This window comes from Pseudomonas sp. S07E 245 (assembly GCF_019599025.1).
GTDB lineage: Bacteria > Pseudomonadota > Gammaproteobacteria > Pseudomonadales > Pseudomonadaceae > Aquipseudomonas > Aquipseudomonas shirazensis.
Genome location: NZ_CP080625.1, coordinates 4,484,332 through 4,503,111, shown reverse-complemented (window position 1 = coordinate 4,503,111; position 18,780 = coordinate 4,484,332). Strand labels below are relative to the sequence as shown.

Genomic DNA, 18,780 nt, shown 5'->3' with positions numbered 1-18,780 from the left:
CGGTCCTCCTTCAAGGGGTTTCGATGCGCCGCTGAAGCAAGTTGATCAGCAGCAGCAGAATGAAGGAAACCACCAGCATCAAGACGCCGATGGCAGTAGCGCCGGTGTAGTCGTACTGGTCGAGCTTGACCATGATCAGCAACGGCAAGATTTCGGTCTTCATCGGCATGTTGCCGGCAATGAAGATCACCGAGCCGTACTCGCCGACACCGCGAGCAAAGGCCAGCGCGAAGCCGGTCAACCAGGCCGGCAGCAGCGCCGGCATGAGGATATGGCGGAATACCTGCAACGGTTTCGCGCCCAGGCAGGCAGCCGCTTCTTCGACTTCTCGGGGGATGTCCGCCAGCACCGGCTGCACCGTCCGCACCACAAATGGCAGGGTGACGAAGGTCAGCGCCAGGGTGATACCCAGCGGCGTGTAGGCGATCTTGAAACCGAGGTCGGTGGCGAACTGCCCGACCCAGCCGGACGGCGCATACAGCGCGGTCAGGGCGATGCCGGCGACGGCCGTGGGCAAGGCGAACGGCAGGTCGATCATCGCGTCGATGATCTTGCGCCCGGGGAAGGTGTAGCGCACCAGCACCCAGGCCAGCAGGGTGCCGATGATGCCGTTGATGATGGCGGCGAACAGGGCAGTGCCGAAACTCAGCTTCAGCGCGGCAATCACTCGCGGGGCGCTGATGATGTTCCAGAACTGCTCCCAGGTCAGCTGCGAGGCATGCACGAACATGGCCGCCAGCGGTATCAGCACGATCAGGCTGAGGTACACCAAGGTGTAGCCCAGAGTCAGCCCGAAGCCGGGTATGACGGGGGATATACGACGTGACATAAAGGTCCCTGGTTTAACGCATCAAGCCCGGGACAAGTCCCGGGCCCATGCAGGCTACTGAAGCTCCAGTGCGGCACTGTACTGCCGAGTTACTGCGCCTGGTAGATCTGATCGAACACACCGCCATCGTTGAAGAATTTCGGCTGTGCAGTTTTCCAGCCGCCGAAGTCCTTGTCGATGGTCACCAGGTCAAGTTTGGGGAATTGCTTGCCATATTCGGCAGCCACTTTCTGGTCACGCGGGCGGTAGAAGTTCTCGGCGGCAATTTTCTGCCCGGCCGGGCTGTACAGATACTTGAGGTATTCCTCGGCGATCTGCTCGTTGCCTTTCTTCTGCGCGTTCTTGTCGACCACTGCCACTGGCGGCTCGGCGAGGATCGACAGCGAAGGCACGACGATTTCGAACTTGTCGCCGCCGCCATCTTCCTTCAAGGCCAGGAACGCTTCGTTTTCCCACGCCAGCAGCACATCGCCCTGACCATTGTTGACGAAGGTGATGGTCGAGCCGCGCGCGCCGGTGTCCAGCACAGGCACGTGCTTGAACAGCTGCTGCACGTATTCCTGGGCCTTGGCTTCGCTGCCGCCGGCTTTCAGGCCATAGGCCCAGGCGGCGAGGAAGTTCCAGCGAGCGCCGCCGGAGGTTTTCGGGTTGGGAGTGATCACCGACACGTCGTTCTTGACCAGGTCGCCCCAGTCCTTGATGCCTTTCGGGTTGCCTTTGCGCACCAGGAAGACGATGGTCGAGGTGTACGGTGTGCTGGCGTCCGGCAGGCGGGTCTGCCAGTTCTCTGGCAGAGTCTTGCCGAGCTTGGCGATTTCGTCGATGTCGCCGGCCAGGGCCAGGGTCACCACGTCGGCGCGCAGGCCGTCGATCACCGCGCGACCTTGCTTGCCCGAGCCGCCATGGGATTGCTGAATCTTGACCTTGTCATCCGGGTGCGTCTGCTGCCAGTGCTTGATGAACTCGGCGTTGTACTGCTGATAGAGCTCACGGGTTGGGTCATAGGACACGTTGAGCAGTTCGTAGTCCTTGGCGATGGCGGAACCGGCAAACACGGCACTGGCCAGAGCGGCGAGCGCATAACGGCGGATGGACATGGTGAAGCTCCCGAATTGGCTTTTTTTCTAATTGGTAAGTAGTGCGCGATCAGGCGGTCTTGTTGCCGGGCTGCTGCAGGCGGAACTTCTCCTTGCGCTCGATCTGCACGACCTGAGCGTTATGCACGGTGATCTCCACCGCGCCGAAGCGCAGGTCGCGCAGGGCGGCCTGGATCTCACGCAAAATGGTCGCTTCGTCCTGACCGTCGATGCTACGCAGGGATGCACTCATGCTCGTTCTCCTGTGAGTGAAGTGCCGGGCAGGGGTTTGAAGGGGATTTGCGCCTGGCTTGAAGCTGATAATAGTGAGGCGTAGATATTCTTAAAAATACTATTTAAGAATGTTTATATAACCAAAAGCAGAAAGGCCATTGCGCTGGGCAATGGCCTTTTCTGAACGGCGCGCGGTATTAGCTGGAGGACTGTTCTGGCTCGCGAATCTTGTACCAGGCCACATACAGCGCCGGCAGGAACAACAGCGTCAGCAGCGTTGCACTGATGATGCCGCCGATCATGGCGTAGGCCATAGGCCCCCAGAACACCTCGCGGGCAATCGGGATCATGCCCAGGCTGGCCGCCGCTGCGGTGAGCAGGATCGGCCGGCGGCGATGGTTGGTCGCCTCAAGCACCGCAGCCCAGGGCGACAGGCCCTGCGCCTCGAATTCGTCGATCTGGGTGACCAGGATCACCGAGTTACGGATGATGATGCCGATCAGCGCCAGGATTCCGAGGATCGCCACAAAGCCCATTGGCGTACCCGTCGGCACCAGCGCCAGCACCACCCCGATCAAGCCCAAAGGCGCCACGCTGACCACCAGGAACAGCTTCTGCACGCTGTGCAGCTGGATCATGAGGAAAGTCGCCATGAGGAACAGCATCAACGGGATAACCTGGCCAATTGGCCCCTGCGCCTTGCCGCTCTCCTCGACCGTACCGCCGGTGGCCACTTCGTAGCCCGGCGGCAACTTGCTGGCGAACTCTTCGATATCCGGTTTGAGCTGTTTGACCAGGTCGGTCGGCTGGATATCGCCGTTGACCGAGGCCTTGATGGTGATGGTCGGCTTGCGATCGCGGCGCCACACCAGCGGCTGCTCCAGCTCGTAGCGCACCGTGGCAATCGACAGCAGCGGGATCGAGGTGCCGTTGGGAGTCAGTATCTGCAGGTTCTGCAAGGTATCGGGCGAGCCGCGCTCGCTGTCTTCGGCGCGGGCGATCACGTCGACCAGGTAGATGCTGTCGTTGACCTGGGTGATCGGCACGCCGCTGACAATGCTGTTCATCACATTGGCGACGTCTTCGGACGACAAGCCCAACTGACGCGCCTTGTCCTGAGCGATCTCGACCCGTAGGACTTTGCCCGGCTCGTTCCAGTCGAAGATCATCTCGCCTATGTGCTGATTGCTGTCGAGCATGGTCGCCAGGTCGATCGCGTGCTTGCGCACCAGGTCGATGTCCTTGCCGCTGATCCGGTACTGGATTGGCCTGCCCACCGGCGGGCCCATCTCCAGCGACTGCACATTGCTGCCAATGCCGACGAAGTCTTCGCGCAGCAGCTTGCGCAGCCGGTCCATCAGCCCGGCACGCTCCTCCAGGCCTTTGCTGACGATCACCAGCTGGGCGTAGTACGGGTTCTGCAGCTGCTGGTCGAGCGGCAGGTAGAAACGGATCGCGCCCTGGCCGATGTAACTGCTCCAGTGCACCAGATCGGGGTCGTCCTTGATCTTCGCTTCAAGCCGATCGACCACCTTCTGGGTCTCCTCGATCGAGGCGTTTTGCGGCAGGTTGAGGTCGATCAGGATTTCCGGGCGGTCCGAGGACGGGAAGAACTGGTTCTGCACAAAGCGCATCGAAAACAGCGCCAGAGCGAAGATCAGCACCGTGCCGATGATCGTCCACCAGCGGTTGCGCATGCACCACAGCAAACCATGCTCGAAGGCACGACCGACGCGGCCGGTCTTGGCTTCGTGCTCCTTGACCTTGTTGGCCTTGAGGATATGCACGCCGAGTACCGGGGCGAAGAAAACCGCCACCACCCACGACACGATCAACGCCACTGCGATCACCGCGAACAGGGTGAAGGTGTACTCGCCGGCAGAGCTGGCGTTGAGCCCGATGGGCACAAAGCCGGCCACCGTGACCAGGGTGCCGGTCAGCATCGGGAAGGCCGTCGAGGTATAGGCAAAGGTAGCCGCCTGCTCCTTGGTTTCGCCCATTTCCAGGCGCGTGACCATCACCTCGACGGTGATCATCGCGTCATCCACCAGCAGGCCGAGGGCGATGATCAGGGCACCCAGCGAGATCCGCTGCATGGTGATGCCGCTGTATTCCATGAACAGGAACACCATCGCCAGCACCAACGGGATCGAGCACGCCACCACCAGCCCGGCGCGCACGCCGAGGCTGACGAAGCTTACCGCCAACACGATCAGTACCGCCTCGAACAAGGCACTGGTGAAGCCGCCAACTGCTTTCTTCACTACCACGGCCTGATCCGACACGGTGTGCACACCAACCCCGACCGGCAGGTTGGTGATGATCTGGTCCATCTTGGCTTTCATCTCGGCGCCGAACGCCTGGATGTTGCCGCCGGCTTTCATGCCAATGGCCAGGCCAATCGCCGGCTGGCCGTTGTAACGGAACATCGGTGCAGGCGGGTCGGTGTAGCCGCGCTGGATATTGGCGATGTCGGCCAGGCGGAAGAAGCGATCATTGATCCGCAGGTTGACGCCCTCGAGGTCTTTCTCGGAGCTGAACTGGCCGCTGGTGCGCACCGAAATCCGCTCAGGGCCGGCCTCGATCACCCCCGCTGGGGTAACTGCGTTCTGTGCTTGCAGAGCCTGCATGACCTGGCGCTGGTCTATCCCCAGCGCCGCCAGTTTGCGCGTCGAGAAGTTCAGGTAGAGCACTTCGTCCTGCACGCCAAACAGCTCGATCTTGCCGATGTTAGGCACTTCGCGGGCTTCGGCGCGGGCCTGCTCGACGTAATCGCGCAGTTGCCGCTGGCTCAGGCCATCGGCGGTGAAGGCATAGATGGTGCCGTAAACGTCGCCGAATTCATCGTTGAACGCCGGGCCCTGAATACCTTTGGGGAACTGGCCGCGAATGTCGTCGATCTTCTTGCGCACCTGGTACCAAATGGCCGGGATATCCGGCGCCTTGGTGGTATCGCGCAGATACACATAGACCGTCGACTCACCGGGGCGGGTATAGCTTTTGACGTAATCGAGCGAGTCCAGCTCTTCGAGCTTTTTCTCGATGCGGTCAGTGACCTGATTGAGCGTCTCGTCCTGGGTCGCGCCGGGCCAGCGGGTCTGGATGACCATGGTCTTGATGGTGAACGACGGGTCTTCTTCACGGCCCAGGTTGAAGTAGGAGAACACCCCCATCAGCACACTGACGAACATCAGGTACCAGACAAAGGACTGATGCTTGAGCGCCCATTCGGACAGGTTGAAGCTTCCTTTCATTGCGCATCCTCGTCAAAGCTGACCGGCTGGCCGGGCTTCAAGCTGTTCACGCCGGCAGTCACCACGCGCTCGCCCGGCTGCACGCCGGAGGCCACGACGATGCTGCTGGCGGTGCGGTCGATCAGGGTCACGTCGCGCAGGGCCACGGTCTTTTGTTGAGTGTCGAGGACCCACACCTGGGTCTTGCCGTCGCGTTCGAGCAAGGCGCTCAGCGGCAACTCGCTACGCGGGGTGACCGCCGAGGACAGGTTGACGCTGATCGCCGTGCCCAGGTGGAACGCTGCGGGGGTACTGGCCAGGGTCAACCGCGCACGCCGGGTGCGGGTGGTGGCGTCGGCTTGCGGCTCCAGCTCGCGCAGGGTCGCGGTGGTATTGACCGCAGGGTCGAGCTGCGCGGCAACAGTGAAAGTCAGGTCTTTGCTCAATTGTTCGGCCAGGCCGATTGGCAGGTCGATGACCGCCTCTTTGACGTCGGGGCGGGCCAGCGTGACCACTTCCTGGCCAGCGCTGACGGTTTGCCCGGCCTCGGCACGCCACGCGGTGACCACCGCGGCGTTGTCGCTGCGCAGGGTGCTGTAGTCGAGTTGGTCGCGGGCCTGGCTGACTGCGGCGCGCGCTTGTTCGAGCGAGGCACCGGTGGTTTTCAAGTCGGTCTGGGCGATGTCCAGTTGCGCCTGGGCGCCAACGCCACGGTCGTACAGCTGCTGCTGGCGGCGGGCATTGGCCTGGGCATTGATCCACTGCGCCTGGACCCGCGCCAGGTCGCCCTCGGCGGCACGCAGCTGGTTCTGTTGATCGGTCGGGTCGAGGGTGGCGAGGATATCGCCCGGTTTGACCTGGGCGCCGACATCGAGCCAGCGCCGGGCGATCCGTCCTGACACGCGAAAGCCCAGGGTGCTTTCATAGCGGGCCTGGATCGTCCCGGCGAAGCGCCCCAACTGCGCCTGAACCTGCGGCTGGACCACGGTCGACAGCACCGGGCGGACCGGTTCGGCAGCCTCCTCGTCCTTGCCACAGCCGCCCAGCAGCGCAGCCGAGCAGAGTATCAGCAGCACTGCTTTCATGGCGCGGCGCCTCCGTCATTGGCGTTGACTTTCTCGACCTGCATACCGGGGTGCAACAGCTGCCCGCCACTGACCACCACGGTCTCGCCGCCTTTGACGCCATCGGCAATCACCACTCTGCCGGTGAGATAGCGGCCGACCTGGACTGGGCGCAGTTCAACCTTGTCGCCCTCACCGACCACCCACACTGCCGGCTCCTTGAGCGCCTTGGTCAAGGCCGACCACGGCAGTTCGATGCTCGGCCGGCCCTGGGTGCGGCCGCTGGCGGTGACAGGCGAGCCGAGTTGCATGCCGGCGGGCACACTCTGCAGGGCGACCTTGATCTGCACCGTGCCGCTGTCGGCGGACACCGTCGGGGTCACTTCGCGCACCTGGCCCTGCGCCTGCACCTGCGGGTTGTCGAGCAGCTTCACGATCACTGGCGCGTCGCTGGGCGGCGCCATCAGCAGCGATTCGTAGACGTTGAAGACCGCATCGCGATCACCGTCCACGGCCAGGCCAAAGATCGGCATGGTCGCCTGCACCACCTGGCCAACCTCGGCCTGGCGCGAGGTGATGACGCCATCGGCGTCGGCAACCAGCGCGGTGTAGCTCAGTTGCTCCCTGGCATTGGCCAACTGCGCCTGAGCGGCCTTCAAAGCACTTTGATTGCCGCGCAGCGCCGCCTCGGCAGAATCATATTCGCTGCGGCTGGTGTAGCCCTTGGGCAGCAGTTTCTGCTGGCGAACGAAGGCCGCGCTGGTCTGGGTTACCCGCGCCTGCGCAGCAAATACCTCGGCCTTGGCCGAGTCGACGTTGTTCTGCAGGTCCTTGGGATCGAGCCGCGCCAGCACCTGGTTGGCCTTGACGTGATCGCCGACGTCGACGCTGCGCGAGATGATCTTGCCGCCGACCCTGAAAGACAGGTCGGTCTGCACACGCGCCTGCACGTCACCGGTAAGGGTCACGTTGGCGGCAAAATCTGTGGTCTGGACTTGCTGTACACCTACTCTGGGCAGTTCCGGCGGGGCAATTTCTTCTTTGCAACCCACCAATAGCGACAAATAACCCAGGCAAGCGACCGACAATAGGCGCCTCAACGGCATGCGTGCTCCTTGCTTGCGCGCGAATGGTTCGAGGGATGCGACTGTTAGCGTAGATCAGGGTTCCGCAATCGGCACTGATAGGGGTCAGTCAGCCTGACTGATCCTGTAAAGAGTCACGAATGTCATACCCGGAAACGAGAAGCACCGCGTTCTCCATGCGGCAACGGTTACGGTTCAAGAGGGCGTCGAACTCAAGGAAGAACCATGACATTCGCCGAATCCTACCTGCTGCGCCGTGGCCGCTGGTCCGAGCCTGGCAGGCGTTATTTACTGACCACGGTCACTCATCAGCGTGAAGCGCTGTTTGGTCAATTACACACAGCACGCATCGTTGTGCAGCAGCTGCGTTTGTCAGATCAGGAACAGGACTGCCAGTCGTTGGCCTGGGTGGTGATGCCAGATCATGTGCATTGGCTGATCGAATTGAAGTCGGTGACGCTGGGGACTTTGATGCGCAGGTTCAAGTCGAGATCCAGTCTTGCCTTGCACAAGGCCGGCGTTCGCTATGGGCCGGTTTGGCAAGCCGGGTATCAGGATCGGGCGTTGCGTAGGGAAGAAAGCATGCGCAGTGTAGCGACGTATATCGTTGAGAACCCAGTACGGGCCAAGCTTGTCGACAGCATTGGCGATTACCCGCATTGGGATACGCTCTGGCAGTAATTCCGTGTCGTGGCCTTCGCGGGTAAACCCGCTCCTACAGGGTTCTGAGGAACTCATGAAAATGAGGTGACCCAGCAAGTACGGATCACTCACACACCGTTGAAAGCTGAGCGGTATCGGGGCCGCCACTGGCACCGCGATGCCCTTGAAACGATCGCGATGCCTGTGGGAGCGGGCTTACCCGCGAAGGGCCGCGAAGCGGCCCCCGAGGTAGGTCAGACGGACGCTGCAGTCTGCGCCGGGCGACGTACCTGAGGCTGGCCAACGCTTGCCGCTGCACCCTCCTCGATAGCCTGCTGGATGGCCTTGCGGCGGTGCTCTTCAGCGCGGCGGCTGAAGTACCAGACCATGAAGGTCACCAGCGATACCGACAGCAGGATCAGGCTGGCCACGGCGTTGATTTCAGGTTTGACCCCAAGCCGCACTGCCGAGAACACTTCCATCGGCAAGGTAGTCGAGCCCGGCCCAGAGACGAAGCTGGCCAGTACCAGGTCATCCAGCGACAACGCGAACGACATCATGCCGCCCGCCGCCAGCGACGGCGCGATCATCGGGATGGTGATCAGGAAGAACACCTTCCACGGCCTGGCACCGAGGTCCATCGCCGCTTCTTCGATCGACAGGTCCAGTTCACGCAGGCGCGCCGACACCACTACCGCCACGTAGGCTGCGCAGAACGTGGTGTGGGCGATCCAGATGGTGACGATGCCGCGCTCCTGCGGCCAGCCGATCATCTGCGCCATGGCCACGAACAGCAGCAACAGCGACAGACCGGTGATCACCTCGGGCATGACCAACGGCGCCGTGACCAGGCCACCGAACAGCGTGCGGCCCTTGAAGCGGGTGACCCGGGTCAGCACGAACGCGGCCAGGGTACCCAGCGCCACCGCGGCGACCGCGGTGTAGCAGGCGATCTCCAGCGAGCGCATCACCGAGCCCATCAGCTGGGTGTTGTCGAGCAGACCGATATACCACTTCAGCGACCAGCCGCCCCACACCGTTACCAGCTTGGAGGCGTTGAACGAGTAGATCACCAGGATCAGCATCGGCAGGTAGATGAACAGCAAGCCGAGCACCAGCATCAGCTTGGAAAAACTGAAACGCTTCATGCTCTGCCCTCCATCTCTTTGGCCTGGCTACGGTTGAACAGCAGGATCGGTACGATCAGGATCGCCAGCATCACTACCGCCAGCGCCGAGGCTACCGGCCAGTCACGGTTGTTGAAGAATTCCTGCCACAGCACTTTACCGATCATCAGGGTTTCCGGGCCGCCGAGCAGTTCCGGAATGACGAACTCACCCACCACCGGAATGAACACCAGCATGCAGCCGGCAATGATGCCGTTTTTCGACAGCGGCACGGTGATCTTCCAGAAGCTGTTGAAGGTGCTCGAACCGAGGTCCGAAGCGGCTTCCAGCAGGCTCTGGTCGTGCTTCACGAGGTTGGCGAACAACGGCAGGATCATGAACGGCAGGTATGAATAGACCACACCGATATACACCGCCAGGTTGGTGTTGAGGATCTGCAGTGGTTGATCGATCAGACCGATCCACATCAGGAAGCTGTTGAGCAACCCGTTGTTGCTGAGGATGCCCATCCAGGCGTACACCCGGATCAGGATCGCGGTCCAGGTCGGCATCATGATCAGCAGCAGCAAGACCGTCTGGCTTTCCTTGCGCGCGTTGGCGATGGCATAGGCCATCGGATAACCGATCAGCAGGCACAGCACGGTGCTGATGAAGGCCATCTTCAACGAGCCGAGGTAGGCCGAGATATACAGCTCATCCTCGGTCAACAGCCCATAGTTGGCCAGGTTGAGCACCAACTGAATCTTGTCTTCGACGTAGGTGTAGATCTCGGTGTACGGCGGGATCGCCACGTCGGCTTCGGCAAAGCTGATCTTCAACACGATGAAGAACGGCAGCATGAAGAACAGGAACAGCCAGATGAACGGCACGCCGATCACCAGGTGCCGTCCCTCCGGGACCAGCCGCTGGAAGGCTCGCTTGAGCTTGCGGATTTTCATGAGCGCAGTACCACGCCGCTGTCGTCTTCCCACCACACGTAGACTTCGTCGCCCCAGGTTGGGCGGGTGCCCTGGCGCTCGGCGTTGGCCACGAACGACTGGACGATCTTGCCGCTCGGCAGCTCGACGTAGAACACCGAGTGGCCGCCCAGGTAGGCGATGTCATGCACCTTGCCGCGCGACCAGTTGTATTCGTAGCTCGGCTGCTCGGTGGTGACCAGCATCTTCTCCGGACGCAGCGCGTAGAGGATGCTCTTGTCCTCGACCGAGGTGGAAACACCGTGGCCGACGTAGATATTGCGCTCAAGCTCGGGGCTGGCGATCAGCGCGTGTCCCTCGGCGTCGTCGACCACCTGCCCTTCGAACAGGTTGACGTTGCCGATGAACTCACACACCAGGCGGCTGGTGGGGGTTTCGTAGATGTCGATCGGCGAGCCGATCTGAGCGATCCAGCCCAGGTGCATGATGGCGATGCGCTCGGCCATGGTCATGGCTTCTTCCTGGTCGTGGGTCACCATCACGCAGGTCACGCCGACCCGCTCGATGATCTGCACCAGTTCCAGCTGCATCTGCGAGCGCAGCTTTTTGTCCAGCGCGCCCATCGGCTCATCGAGCAGCAGCAATTTCGGCCGCTTGGCCAGCGAGCGCGCCAGCGCCACCCGCTGGCGTTGGCCACCGGACAGCTGATGCGGCTTGCGCTTGGCGTACTGGGTCATGTGCACCAGCTTGAGCATCTCGTCCACGCGGGCGTCGATCTCGGCCTTGGGCATCTTGTCCTGCTGCAGGCCGAAGGCGATGTTCTGCGCCACGGTCATGTGCGGGAACAAGGCGTAGGACTGGAACATCATGTTGATCGGCCGCTCGTACGGCGGCATGTCAGTGATGTCGACCCCATCCAGATAGATGCGCCCTTCGCTCGGCCGCTCGAACCCGGCCAGCATGCGCAGCAGGGTCGATTTACCGGAGCCGGAGCCACCCAGCAGGGCGAAGATCTCGCCTTTGCGGATTTCCAGGGACACATCGTCCACGGCAATTGTTTCGTCGAACTTCTTCGTGACCCGGTCGATCTTGACCAGCACCTGCTTGGGTTGCTGGCCACCCTCGAGGGCTTTCTTATAGGCACTGGAGGCAACTGCCATGAGTGAAACTCCCAACAAGATTTTTAAGCCCGCCCTCAAGGAGGCGGGTCTGGATGATTATTTGCCCGACTTGACCTTGGTCCAGCTGCGGGTCATCAAACGTTGCACCTTAGGCGGCAACTCGCTGTTGACGAACATCTTGTCCAGTACTTCCTGCGGTGGGTAAACCGCGGCGTCGTTCCTGACATCCTGGTCCATCAGCGCGCCAGCCTTGGGGTTCGGGTTGGCGTAACCGACGTAATCGCTGACCTGGGCGATAACCTCAGGCTTGAGCAGATAGTTGATGAAAGCGTGGGCCTCTTTGCTGTTTTTCGAGTCGGCCGGAATCGCCAGTACATCGAACCAGAGGTTGCCGCCTTCCTTGGGAATCGCGTAGGCCAGGTTGACGCCCTTCTTCGCTTCTTCAGCACGGGCCTTGGCCTGGAACACATCACCGGAGAAACCGGCGGCCACGCAGATGTCGCCGTTGGCCAGGTCGGTGATGTATTTGGAGGAATGGAAGTAGGTCACGTAAGGGCGCACGGCCAGCAGCTTTTTCTCGGCGGCGGCGTAATCCTTGGGGTTGCTGCTGTTGGGATCGAGGCCCATGTAGTTGAGCACCGCGGGCAGCATTTCGTCAGCCGAATCGAGGAAGGCCACACCGCATTTGGACAGCTTCTTCATGTTTTCCGGTTCGAACAGCACTGCCCACGAGTCGATGCTGTCGACGCCGAGCACGGCCTTGACCTTGTCGACGTTGTAACCGATGCCATTGGTGCCCCACAGATACGGCACGGCGTAGAGATTGCCGGGGTCGTTCTTCTCCAGGCGCTTCATCAGCGCCGGGTCTAGGTTGGCATAGTTGGGCAGCAGACTGCGGTCGAGCTTCTGGAATGCGCCCGCCTTGATCTGCTTGCCGAGGAAATGGTTGGACGGCACGACCACGTCATAGCCGGTACGACCGGCGAGCAGCTTGCCTTCCAGGGTTTCGTTGGAGTCGAAAACGTCCTGCACCGGTTTGATCCCGGTTTCTTTCTCGAAATCGGCGAGGGTGGTTGGCCCGATGTAGTCCGACCAGTTGTACAGATGCACCGTAGGCGCCGCTTGGACGCTGCATGCCAGCGTCAGGCCCGCTCCGGCCAGCAAGGCCTTGCGAAGTACAGATTTAGACAAGTGGATGCTCCTTGGCAAACAGTGCATTCGGTGACGGTAGCCGTCAGTGATAAAGGCGCCGCCAGACTGGCAAAACCGGCGCGCAACTTACCCTTGCAGGAACGCTGCGGCAAACTTATTCGTCTCAGTGCGCCTCCGGGCCGAAAACCGCGGCCCAGAGGCTTTCACTCAGGCTTACTTGCCCGACTTGATCTTGGTCCAGCTGCGGGTGATCAGACGCAGGGTGCCTGCATCGAGATCGCTGATTGCGTACAGCTGTTTCTTCACCGCATCCGACGGGTAGATGGCCGGGTCGCTGGTGATGTCCTTGTCGACCAGGGCAGTCGCCGCCTTGTTGCCGTTCGGGAAGCGCACGGCGTTGGTGATCTCGGCCATGACTTCAGGCTGCAGCAGGTAGTTCATGAACTGGTAGGCAGCGTCGAGGTTGCTGGCATCCTTGGGGATGGCGACCATGTCGTAGAAGGTGCCGGCACCTTCCTTGGGAATGGTGTACGCCAGCTTGACCTTGTCGCCAGCCTCGTGAGCACGGGCTTTGGACTGTTCGAGGTCACCCGAGTAGCCGACTGCAACACAGATGTTGCCGTTGGCAAGGTCGGAGATGTACTTGGACGAGTGGAAGTACGCCACCGATGGGCGGATCTTCATGAACAGGTCTTCGGCTGCTTTCAGGTCAGCCTTGTCTTTGCTGTTGGTCGGCTTGCCCAGGTAGTGCAAGGCGGCCGGGATCATTTCGGTCGGGGCGTCGAGGAAGGTCACGCCGCAGCTCTTGAGCTTGGCCATGTTCTCTGGCTTGAACACGGTGTCCCACGAGTCGATCTTGTCCACGCCCAGCGCGGCCTTGACCTTCTCCGGGTTGTAGCCGATACCGATCGAACCCCACATGTACGGGAAGGCGTGCTTGTTGCCTTCGTCGCTGGCATCGCCAACGGCCTTGAGCAGGTCTTCGTCGAGGTTTTTCCAGTTGGGCAGCTTGGAGCGATCCAGCTCCTGATAGACGCCGGCCTTGATCTGTTTGGCGAGGAAGTTGTTCGACGGTACGACGATGTCGTAGCCAGACTTGCCTGCCAGCAGCTTGGCCTCGAGGGTCTCGTTGCTGTCGAACACGTCGTAGACCACTTTGATGCCGGTCTGCTTTTCGAACTTGGCCACGGTATCCGGGGCAATGTAGTCCGACCAGTTGTAGACGTGGAGTACTTTGTCGTCAGCCTGAACTGCGGTAGCCATGGCACCCATGAGGGCGGCGGCCAGCAACGTCTTGCCCATTTTCTTCATGCGTAATGCTCCAGAATTTATTATCAAGCCATCTGTTCAGCAGCCAGGTCCCATGGTGCAAGCGCTGGGCGACTGAATCAGTCGCTAGTCTGGCAAGTTACAAGGCGCTGTATCAACAACAGCAGACCCTTGTAACCGCTTAATGTCACAACGCTAGCGTAGCAGGCGCTCATTTCACCGCTTCATAGGTCAAATCCAGGCACTTGCGCGCTTTTTCGACCAGTTCGTCGATCTCGGCATGGGAGATCACCAGCGGCGGCGCGATGATCATGGTGTCGCCCACGGCGCGCATGATCAGGCCGTTGTCGAAGCAGAAGTTACGGCAGATCATGCCGACGCCCTTGCCTTCGTAACGGCTGCGGCTTGCCTTGTCCTTGACCAGCTCGATCGCGCCGAGCAGGCCAAGGCCGCGCACTTCGCCTACCAATGGGTGGTCCTGCAGCTCACGCAAACGCTTTTGCAAATACGGTGCCGCTTCTGTCCTGGCGCGCTCGACGATGTGCTCATCGCGCAGCAGGCGCAGGTTTTCCAGGCCGACCGCAGCCGCCACCGGGTGCCCGGAGTAGGTGAAGCCGTGGTTGAAATCGCCGCCTTCGCTGAGTGCCTGGGCCACCTTGTCACGCACGATCACACCGCCCATGGGGATGTAACCGGAAGTCAGCCCCTTGGCGATGGTCATCAGGTCAGGCTTGAGGTCGTAGTAGTCCGAACCGAACCACTCGCCGGTGCGGCCGAAACCGCAGATCACTTCATCGGCAACGAACAGGATGTCGTATTTGGCGAGGATCTCCTTGATCTTCGGCCAGTAGGTTTCTGGTGGAATGATCACCCCGCCAGCACCCTGGATCGGCTCGGCGATAAACGCCGCAACATTGTCTTCGCCGACTTCGAGAATCTTCTGTTCCAGCTGCTCGGCCGCCCACACACCGAAGGCGTCCGGGCTCATGTCACCGCCCTCACCGAACCAATACGGCTGAGGAATATGCACGATGCCCGGGATCGGCAAGCCGCCCTGCTCGTGCATGCCACTCATGCCGCCCAGGCTGGCACCGGCCACGGTCGAGCCGTGATAGCCGTTGATGCGACCAATGATGGTCTGCTTGTGCGGCTTGCCCTTGAGCGCCCAGTAATGGCGAACCATGCGCAGCACGGTGTCGTTGCCTTCTGAGCCGGAGCCGGTGAAAAACACATGAGTCATGCCCGCCGGGGCCACGTCGCTGATCGCCTTGGCCAGCTCCAGCGCCGGCGGGTGGGCGGTCTGAAAGAACAGGTTGTAGTACGGCAGCTCGCGCATCTGCTTCTCTGCCGCCTGCACCAGCTCTTCACGCCCGTAACCGACCGCAACGCACCACAGCCCGGCCATGCCGTCGAGGATCTTGTGACCCTCGCTGTCCCACAGGTGCACGCCCTCAGCCTTGGTGATGATGCGCGGGCCCTTCTCCTTCAGCTGTTTGTAGTCGCTGAAAGGTGCCAGGTGGTGCTCACCGCTGAGGGTTTGCCAGTCACGGGTTTGCGGGTTGTTGACGCTCATGTGCTTCTCCGTTGTGCGACAGCCGCGCTCCTGCGGGCCGGGTTTGGTTCAGACGGCAAACAGCAGGAATTCACGTTCCCAGGAGCTGATCACGCGTTTGAAGTTTTCATGCTCGGCGCGCTTGGTGGCGACGTAGCCGGCGATGAATTTCTTGCCCAGGTACTGCTCCAGCTCATGGCAGTTCTCCATGCGTTCCAGTGCATCTTCCAGGGTCAGCGGCAGGCGCAGGTTGCGCCGCTCGTAGCCACGGCCCTGCACCGGTGCGCTTGGTTCGATGGCCTGGATCATGCCGATGTAGCCACACAACAGGCTGGCAGCGATGGCCAGGTACGGGTTGGCATCGGCGCCTGGCAGACGGTTCTCGACTCGGCGGTTCTGCGGCCCGGCATCCGGCACACGCAGGCCGACGGTGCGGTTTTCTTCACCCCACTCGACGTTGACCGGCGCCGAGGTGTCGGGCAGGAAGCGGCGGAACGAGTTGACGTTGGGGGCGAACAGCGGCAACACATACGGGATGAACTTCTGCAGCCCGCCGATGTGGTTGAGGAACAGCGCGCTCATGCTGCCGTCGGCATTGGCAAAGATGTTCTTGCCGGTCTGCATGTCGACCACGCTCTGGTGCAGGTGCATGGCGCTGCCCGGCTCGCCGGTCATTGGCTTGGCCATGAAGGTGGCGGCAACGTTGTGCTTGAGCGCAGCCTCGCGCATGGTCCGTTTGAACACCAGTATCTGGTCGGCCAGGTGCAGTGCATCACCGTGACGGAAGTTGATCTCCATCTGCGCCGTGCCGTCTTCGTGGATCAGCGTGTCGAGGTCCAGCTGCTGTAGTTCGCACCAGTCATAGACGTCTTCGAACAGCGGGTCGAATTCGTTGGCGGCTTCGATCGAGAACGACTGGCGGCCGGTTTCCGGGCGGCCCGAGCGGCCTACCGGCGGCTGCAGCGGGAAGTCCGGGTCTTCGCTGCGCTTGGTCAGGTAGAACTCCATCTCCGGCGCGACGATTGGCTGCCAGCCCTTGTCGCTGTAGAGCTTGAGCACTTTCTTCAATACGTTGCGCGGCGACAGCTCGATCGGGTTGCCCTTTTTGTCGTAGGTGTCGTGAATCACCTGAGCAGTTGGCTCGATGGCCCAAGGCACGAGAAACACCGCGTTCTCGTCAGGTCGGCAGATCATGTCGATGTCGGCCGGGTCGAGCAGTTCGTAATAGATGTCATCGTCGACATAGTCGCCGGTCACGGTCTGCAGCAGCACGCTCTCAGGCAGGCGCATGCCCTTTTCGGCGATAAACTTGTTGGTCGGCGAGATCTTGCCGCGGGTGATGCCGGTCAGGTCGCTGATCATGCATTCCACTTCGGTGATCTTGTGTTCTTTCAACCAATCGGTGAGCTGGTCGAGGTTGTTACTCATAAATACCTCAGGAGGTAAGGTGGCCCGGTCGGGATAGCTCGGGCAGTGCTGACGTCGGGCGTCGATCAAGGCGGTAGCCGGCTCGGCGCAAGGGCCGCAGCAGACCCGCGCCTTGATTCTGGATGGAGTAGCCGGGCATTGCAAAACTGCGCGCACAGGACGTCATCGGAACCACGCCGACGGCGGGATTCCTTGAAGCATTCACAGGGCAGAACAAGCGAAGGGGGTGCAGCAGACTGCGACGTAAGGCGTATGGACCGGGGCGACCGTCAATTATTGCGGCCAGAGCATCAGCCTCAGCAAATGGCTGAGCGTTGCCCTTGCGGCGGACGGATTGAGTCCCTGAAAGCACTGCACAGACAGCACCTGCAGGTCGCGACAAGCGGACCATATGACCCTCGTATTATTGTGTTTTGGGTTGCAACCGAGCTTAGCCTTGTTCATTTTTTTACACAACACCTCCGTAAAAAATAAAAGACAGGCAGGCCGAGATAACCCTTTTCGGCTTAAATAGCGGATAATGCTTCGCCCCGATATGCAGCAAATCTGCCGTAGATGTGCCATTTCAGGGCGTTAAGGGGTTGGCTTGACTTCGGTTTGCGTTTCCGATTGACTGGAACTGCAAGCCCCCCTTGATTGATATTTTTAACAACAAAGGTGTTGCATCATGTCGGTACCCCCGCGTGCCGTTCAGCTTAACGAAGCGAACGCGTTCCTTAAGGAACATCCTGAGGTTCTCTACGTTGACCTTCTGATTGCAGATATGAATGGTGTGGTGCGCGGCAAGCGCATTGAGCGCACCAGCCTCCACAAGGTTTACGAGAAAGGCATCAACCTGCCGGCCTCCCTCTTCGCCCTCGACATCAACGGTTCGACCGTTGAAAGCACGGGCCTGGGTCTGGACATCGGCGATGCGGACCGCATCTGCTACCCAATCCCTGACACCCTGTGCAACGAGCCGTGGCAGAAGCGCCCTACGGCTCAGCTGCTGATGACCATGCACGAGATCGAAGGCGAGCCGTTCTTCGCCGATCCACGTGAAGTGCTGCGCCAGGTCGTGAGCAAGTTCGACGACATGGGCCTGACCATCTGCGCCGCATTCGAACTCGAGTTCTACCTGATCGACCAGGAAAACGTGAACGGCCGTCCACAGCCGCCGCGCTCGCCGATCTCGGGCAAACGCCCGCAGTCGACTCAGGTCTACCTGATCGACGACCTCGACGAATACGCCGACTGCCTGCAGGACATCCTTGAAGGTGCCAAAGAGCAAGGCATCCCGGCTGACGCCATCGTCAAGGAAAGCGCCCCGGCGCAGTTCGAAGTCAACCTGCACCATGTGCCTGATGCGCTCAAGGCCTGCGACTATGCAGTGCTGCTCAAGCGTCTGATCAAGAACATTGCCTACGACCATGAAATGGACACCACGTTCATGGCCAAGCCGTACCCCGGCCAGGCTGGCAATGGCCTGCATGTGCACATCTCGATCCTGGACAAAGATGGCCACAACATCTTCACCAGCGAGGATCCCGAGCAGAACGCCGCGTTACGCCACGCAGTCGGCGGTGTGCTCGAGACCCTGCCCGCGTCGATGGCGTTCCTGTGCCCGAACGTCAATTCGTACCGCCGCTTCGGTTCGCAGTTCTACGTGCCCAACGCACAGAGCTGGGGCCTGGACAACCGTACCGTCGCCGTGCGCGTGCCGACCGGCTCGCCCGACTCGGTCCGCCTGGAGCACCGTGTAGCAGGCGCCGACGCCAACCCGTACTTGATGATGGCAGCGGTGCTGGCAGGCGTGCACCACGGCCTGACCAACAAGATCGAACCGGGCCCGGCGATCGAAGGCAACTCGTACGAGCAGCTTGATCAGAGCCTGCCGAACAACCTGCGTGATGCCCTGCGCGAGCTGGACGACAGCGAAGTGCTGAACAAGTACATCGATCCGAAGTACATCGACATCTTTGTCGCGTGCAAGGAAAGCGAGCTGGAGGAGTTCGAGCACTCGATCTCCGACCTCGAGTACAACTGGTATCTGCACACCGTGTAAATGAAAA

Annotated in this window: 15 protein-coding genes; 2 read left to right on the top strand and 13 right to left on the bottom strand. The window is 61.1% G+C overall.

The features are described from left to right. Nucleotides 1-10 precede the first annotated feature (10 nt). The 6 genes from cysT to K3F44_RS20730 all read right to left on the bottom strand — a co-directional run bounded on the left by cysT (nt 11) and on the right by K3F44_RS20730 (nt 7,542). The gene (gene cysT / locus K3F44_RS20755) at nt 11-829 is read right to left on the bottom strand and encodes a sulfate ABC transporter permease subunit CysT (RefSeq protein ID WP_101315333.1); all 819 of its coding nucleotides are present in this window, start codon (nt 827-829) and stop codon (nt 11-13) included. A gap of 89 nt (nt 830-918) precedes the next feature. Continuing rightward, on the bottom strand, nt 919-1,926 hold the full coding sequence (locus tag K3F44_RS20750; protein WP_220632885.1) for a sulfate ABC transporter substrate-binding protein: 1,008 nt from the start codon (nt 1,924-1,926) through the stop codon (nt 919-921). 49 nt (nt 1,927-1,975) lie between these two features. Continuing rightward, on the bottom strand, nt 1,976-2,158 hold the full coding sequence (oscA, locus tag K3F44_RS20745) for a sulfur starvation response protein OscA (RefSeq protein ID WP_220632884.1): 183 nt from the start codon (nt 2,156-2,158) through the stop codon (nt 1,976-1,978). Between the two features lie 178 nt (nt 2,159-2,336). Then, the gene (locus tag K3F44_RS20740) at nt 2,337-5,393 is read right to left on the bottom strand and encodes an efflux RND transporter permease subunit (protein WP_220632883.1); all 3,057 of its coding nucleotides are present in this window, start codon (nt 5,391-5,393) and stop codon (nt 2,337-2,339) included. Beyond that, on the bottom strand, nt 5,390-6,457 hold the full coding sequence (locus tag K3F44_RS20735; RefSeq protein WP_101315325.1) for an efflux RND transporter periplasmic adaptor subunit: 1,068 nt from the start codon (nt 6,455-6,457) through the stop codon (nt 5,390-5,392). The genes K3F44_RS20740 and K3F44_RS20735 overlap by 4 nt, the downstream gene beginning before the upstream one ends. Continuing rightward, nucleotides 6,454-7,542: an efflux RND transporter periplasmic adaptor subunit gene (locus K3F44_RS20730; RefSeq protein ID WP_220632882.1), complete on the bottom strand. Its 1,089-nt coding sequence runs from the start codon at nt 7,540-7,542 to the stop codon at nt 6,454-6,456. The genes K3F44_RS20735 and K3F44_RS20730 overlap by 4 nt, the downstream gene beginning before the upstream one ends. Nucleotides 7,543-7,746: 204 nt before the next feature. Between K3F44_RS20730 and K3F44_RS20725 the strand changes: the two genes are divergently transcribed. Beyond that, the gene (locus K3F44_RS20725; protein WP_220632881.1) at nt 7,747-8,202 is read left to right on the top strand and encodes an REP-associated tyrosine transposase; all 456 of its coding nucleotides are present in this window, start codon (nt 7,747-7,749) and stop codon (nt 8,200-8,202) included. Nucleotides 8,203-8,417: 215 nt separating this feature from the next. Here the strand turns inward: K3F44_RS20725 and K3F44_RS20720 are convergent, their stop codons facing one another. The 7 genes from K3F44_RS20720 to K3F44_RS20690 all read right to left on the bottom strand — a co-directional run bounded on the left by K3F44_RS20720 (nt 8,418) and on the right by K3F44_RS20690 (nt 16,729). Beyond that, nucleotides 8,418-9,311, bottom strand: coding sequence for an ABC transporter permease subunit (locus tag K3F44_RS20720; RefSeq protein WP_150570415.1), 894 nt, complete (start codon nt 9,309-9,311; stop codon nt 8,418-8,420). After that, nucleotides 9,308-10,228, bottom strand: coding sequence for an ABC transporter permease subunit (locus K3F44_RS20715; protein ID WP_101315318.1), 921 nt, complete (start codon nt 10,226-10,228; stop codon nt 9,308-9,310). The genes K3F44_RS20720 and K3F44_RS20715 overlap by 4 nt, the downstream gene beginning before the upstream one ends. Further along, nucleotides 10,225-11,367, bottom strand: a complete 1,143-nt coding sequence (potA, locus tag K3F44_RS20710; protein ID WP_101315316.1) for a polyamine ABC transporter ATP-binding protein — start codon at nt 11,365-11,367, stop codon at nt 10,225-10,227. The genes K3F44_RS20715 and potA overlap by 4 nt, the downstream gene beginning before the upstream one ends. A 57-nt stretch (nt 11,368-11,424) precedes the next feature. Then, a complete protein-coding gene (locus K3F44_RS20705) occupies nt 11,425-12,519 on the bottom strand; it encodes a polyamine ABC transporter substrate-binding protein (protein ID WP_101315314.1) in 1,095 nt (364 codons plus the stop codon). A gap of 174 nt (nt 12,520-12,693) precedes the next feature. Beyond that, entirely contained in the window at nt 12,694-13,791 is a 1,098-nt protein-coding gene (locus K3F44_RS20700; protein WP_101315312.1) for a polyamine ABC transporter substrate-binding protein, read from the bottom strand. Between the two features lie 169 nt (nt 13,792-13,960). Then, nucleotides 13,961-15,322 (bottom strand): aspartate aminotransferase family protein, encoded by a 1,362-nt coding sequence (locus tag K3F44_RS20695; RefSeq protein ID WP_220632880.1) that lies wholly within the window; start codon nt 15,320-15,322, stop codon nt 13,961-13,963. 48 nt (nt 15,323-15,370) lie between these two features. Then, a complete protein-coding gene (locus K3F44_RS20690) occupies nt 15,371-16,729 on the bottom strand; it encodes a glutamine synthetase family protein (RefSeq protein ID WP_101315308.1) in 1,359 nt (452 codons plus the stop codon). Between the two features lie 667 nt (nt 16,730-17,396). On the opposite strand from K3F44_RS20690, the gene K3F44_RS20685 reads away from it, so the two are divergent. Further along, complete coding sequence (locus K3F44_RS20685; protein ID WP_101315306.1) at nt 17,397-18,773, top strand: glutamine synthetase family protein; 1,377 nt, start codon at nt 17,397-17,399, stop codon at nt 18,771-18,773. Nucleotides 18,774-18,780 lie beyond the last annotated feature (7 nt).

Excerpts from the sequence above, each read along its gene's own strand:
- cysT (WP_101315333.1), bottom strand. The coding sequence starts at position 829 with ATGTCACGTCGTATATCCCCCGTCATACCCGGCTTCGGGCTGACTCTG.
- K3F44_RS20750 (WP_220632885.1), bottom strand. The coding sequence starts at position 1,926 with ATGTCCATCCGCCGTTATGCGCTCGCCGCTCTGGCCAGTGCCGTGTTT.
- oscA (WP_220632884.1), bottom strand. The coding sequence starts at position 2,158 with ATGAGTGCATCCCTGCGTAGCATCGACGGTCAGGACGAAGCGACCATT.
- K3F44_RS20740 (WP_220632883.1), bottom strand. The coding sequence starts at position 5,393 with ATGAAAGGAAGCTTCAACCTGTCCGAATGGGCGCTCAAGCATCAGTCC.
- K3F44_RS20735 (WP_101315325.1), bottom strand. The coding sequence starts at position 6,457 with ATGAAAGCAGTGCTGCTGATACTCTGCTCGGCTGCGCTGCTGGGCGGC.
- K3F44_RS20730 (WP_220632882.1), bottom strand. The coding sequence starts at position 7,542 with ATGCCGTTGAGGCGCCTATTGTCGGTCGCTTGCCTGGGTTATTTGTCG.
- K3F44_RS20725 (WP_220632881.1), top strand. The coding sequence starts at position 7,747 with ATGACATTCGCCGAATCCTACCTGCTGCGCCGTGGCCGCTGGTCCGAG.
- K3F44_RS20720 (WP_150570415.1), bottom strand. The coding sequence starts at position 9,311 with ATGAAGCGTTTCAGTTTTTCCAAGCTGATGCTGGTGCTCGGCTTGCTG.
- K3F44_RS20715 (WP_101315318.1), bottom strand. The coding sequence starts at position 10,228 with ATGAAAATCCGCAAGCTCAAGCGAGCCTTCCAGCGGCTGGTCCCGGAG.
- potA (WP_101315316.1), bottom strand. The coding sequence starts at position 11,367 with ATGGCAGTTGCCTCCAGTGCCTATAAGAAAGCCCTCGAGGGTGGCCAG.
- K3F44_RS20700 (WP_101315312.1), bottom strand. The coding sequence starts at position 13,791 with ATGAAGAAAATGGGCAAGACGTTGCTGGCCGCCGCCCTCATGGGTGCC.
- K3F44_RS20695 (WP_220632880.1), bottom strand. The coding sequence starts at position 15,322 with ATGAGCGTCAACAACCCGCAAACCCGTGACTGGCAAACCCTCAGCGGT.
- K3F44_RS20690 (WP_101315308.1), bottom strand. The coding sequence starts at position 16,729 with ATGAGTAACAACCTCGACCAGCTCACCGATTGGTTGAAAGAACACAAG.
- K3F44_RS20685 (WP_101315306.1), top strand. The coding sequence starts at position 17,397 with ATGTCGGTACCCCCGCGTGCCGTTCAGCTTAACGAAGCGAACGCGTTC.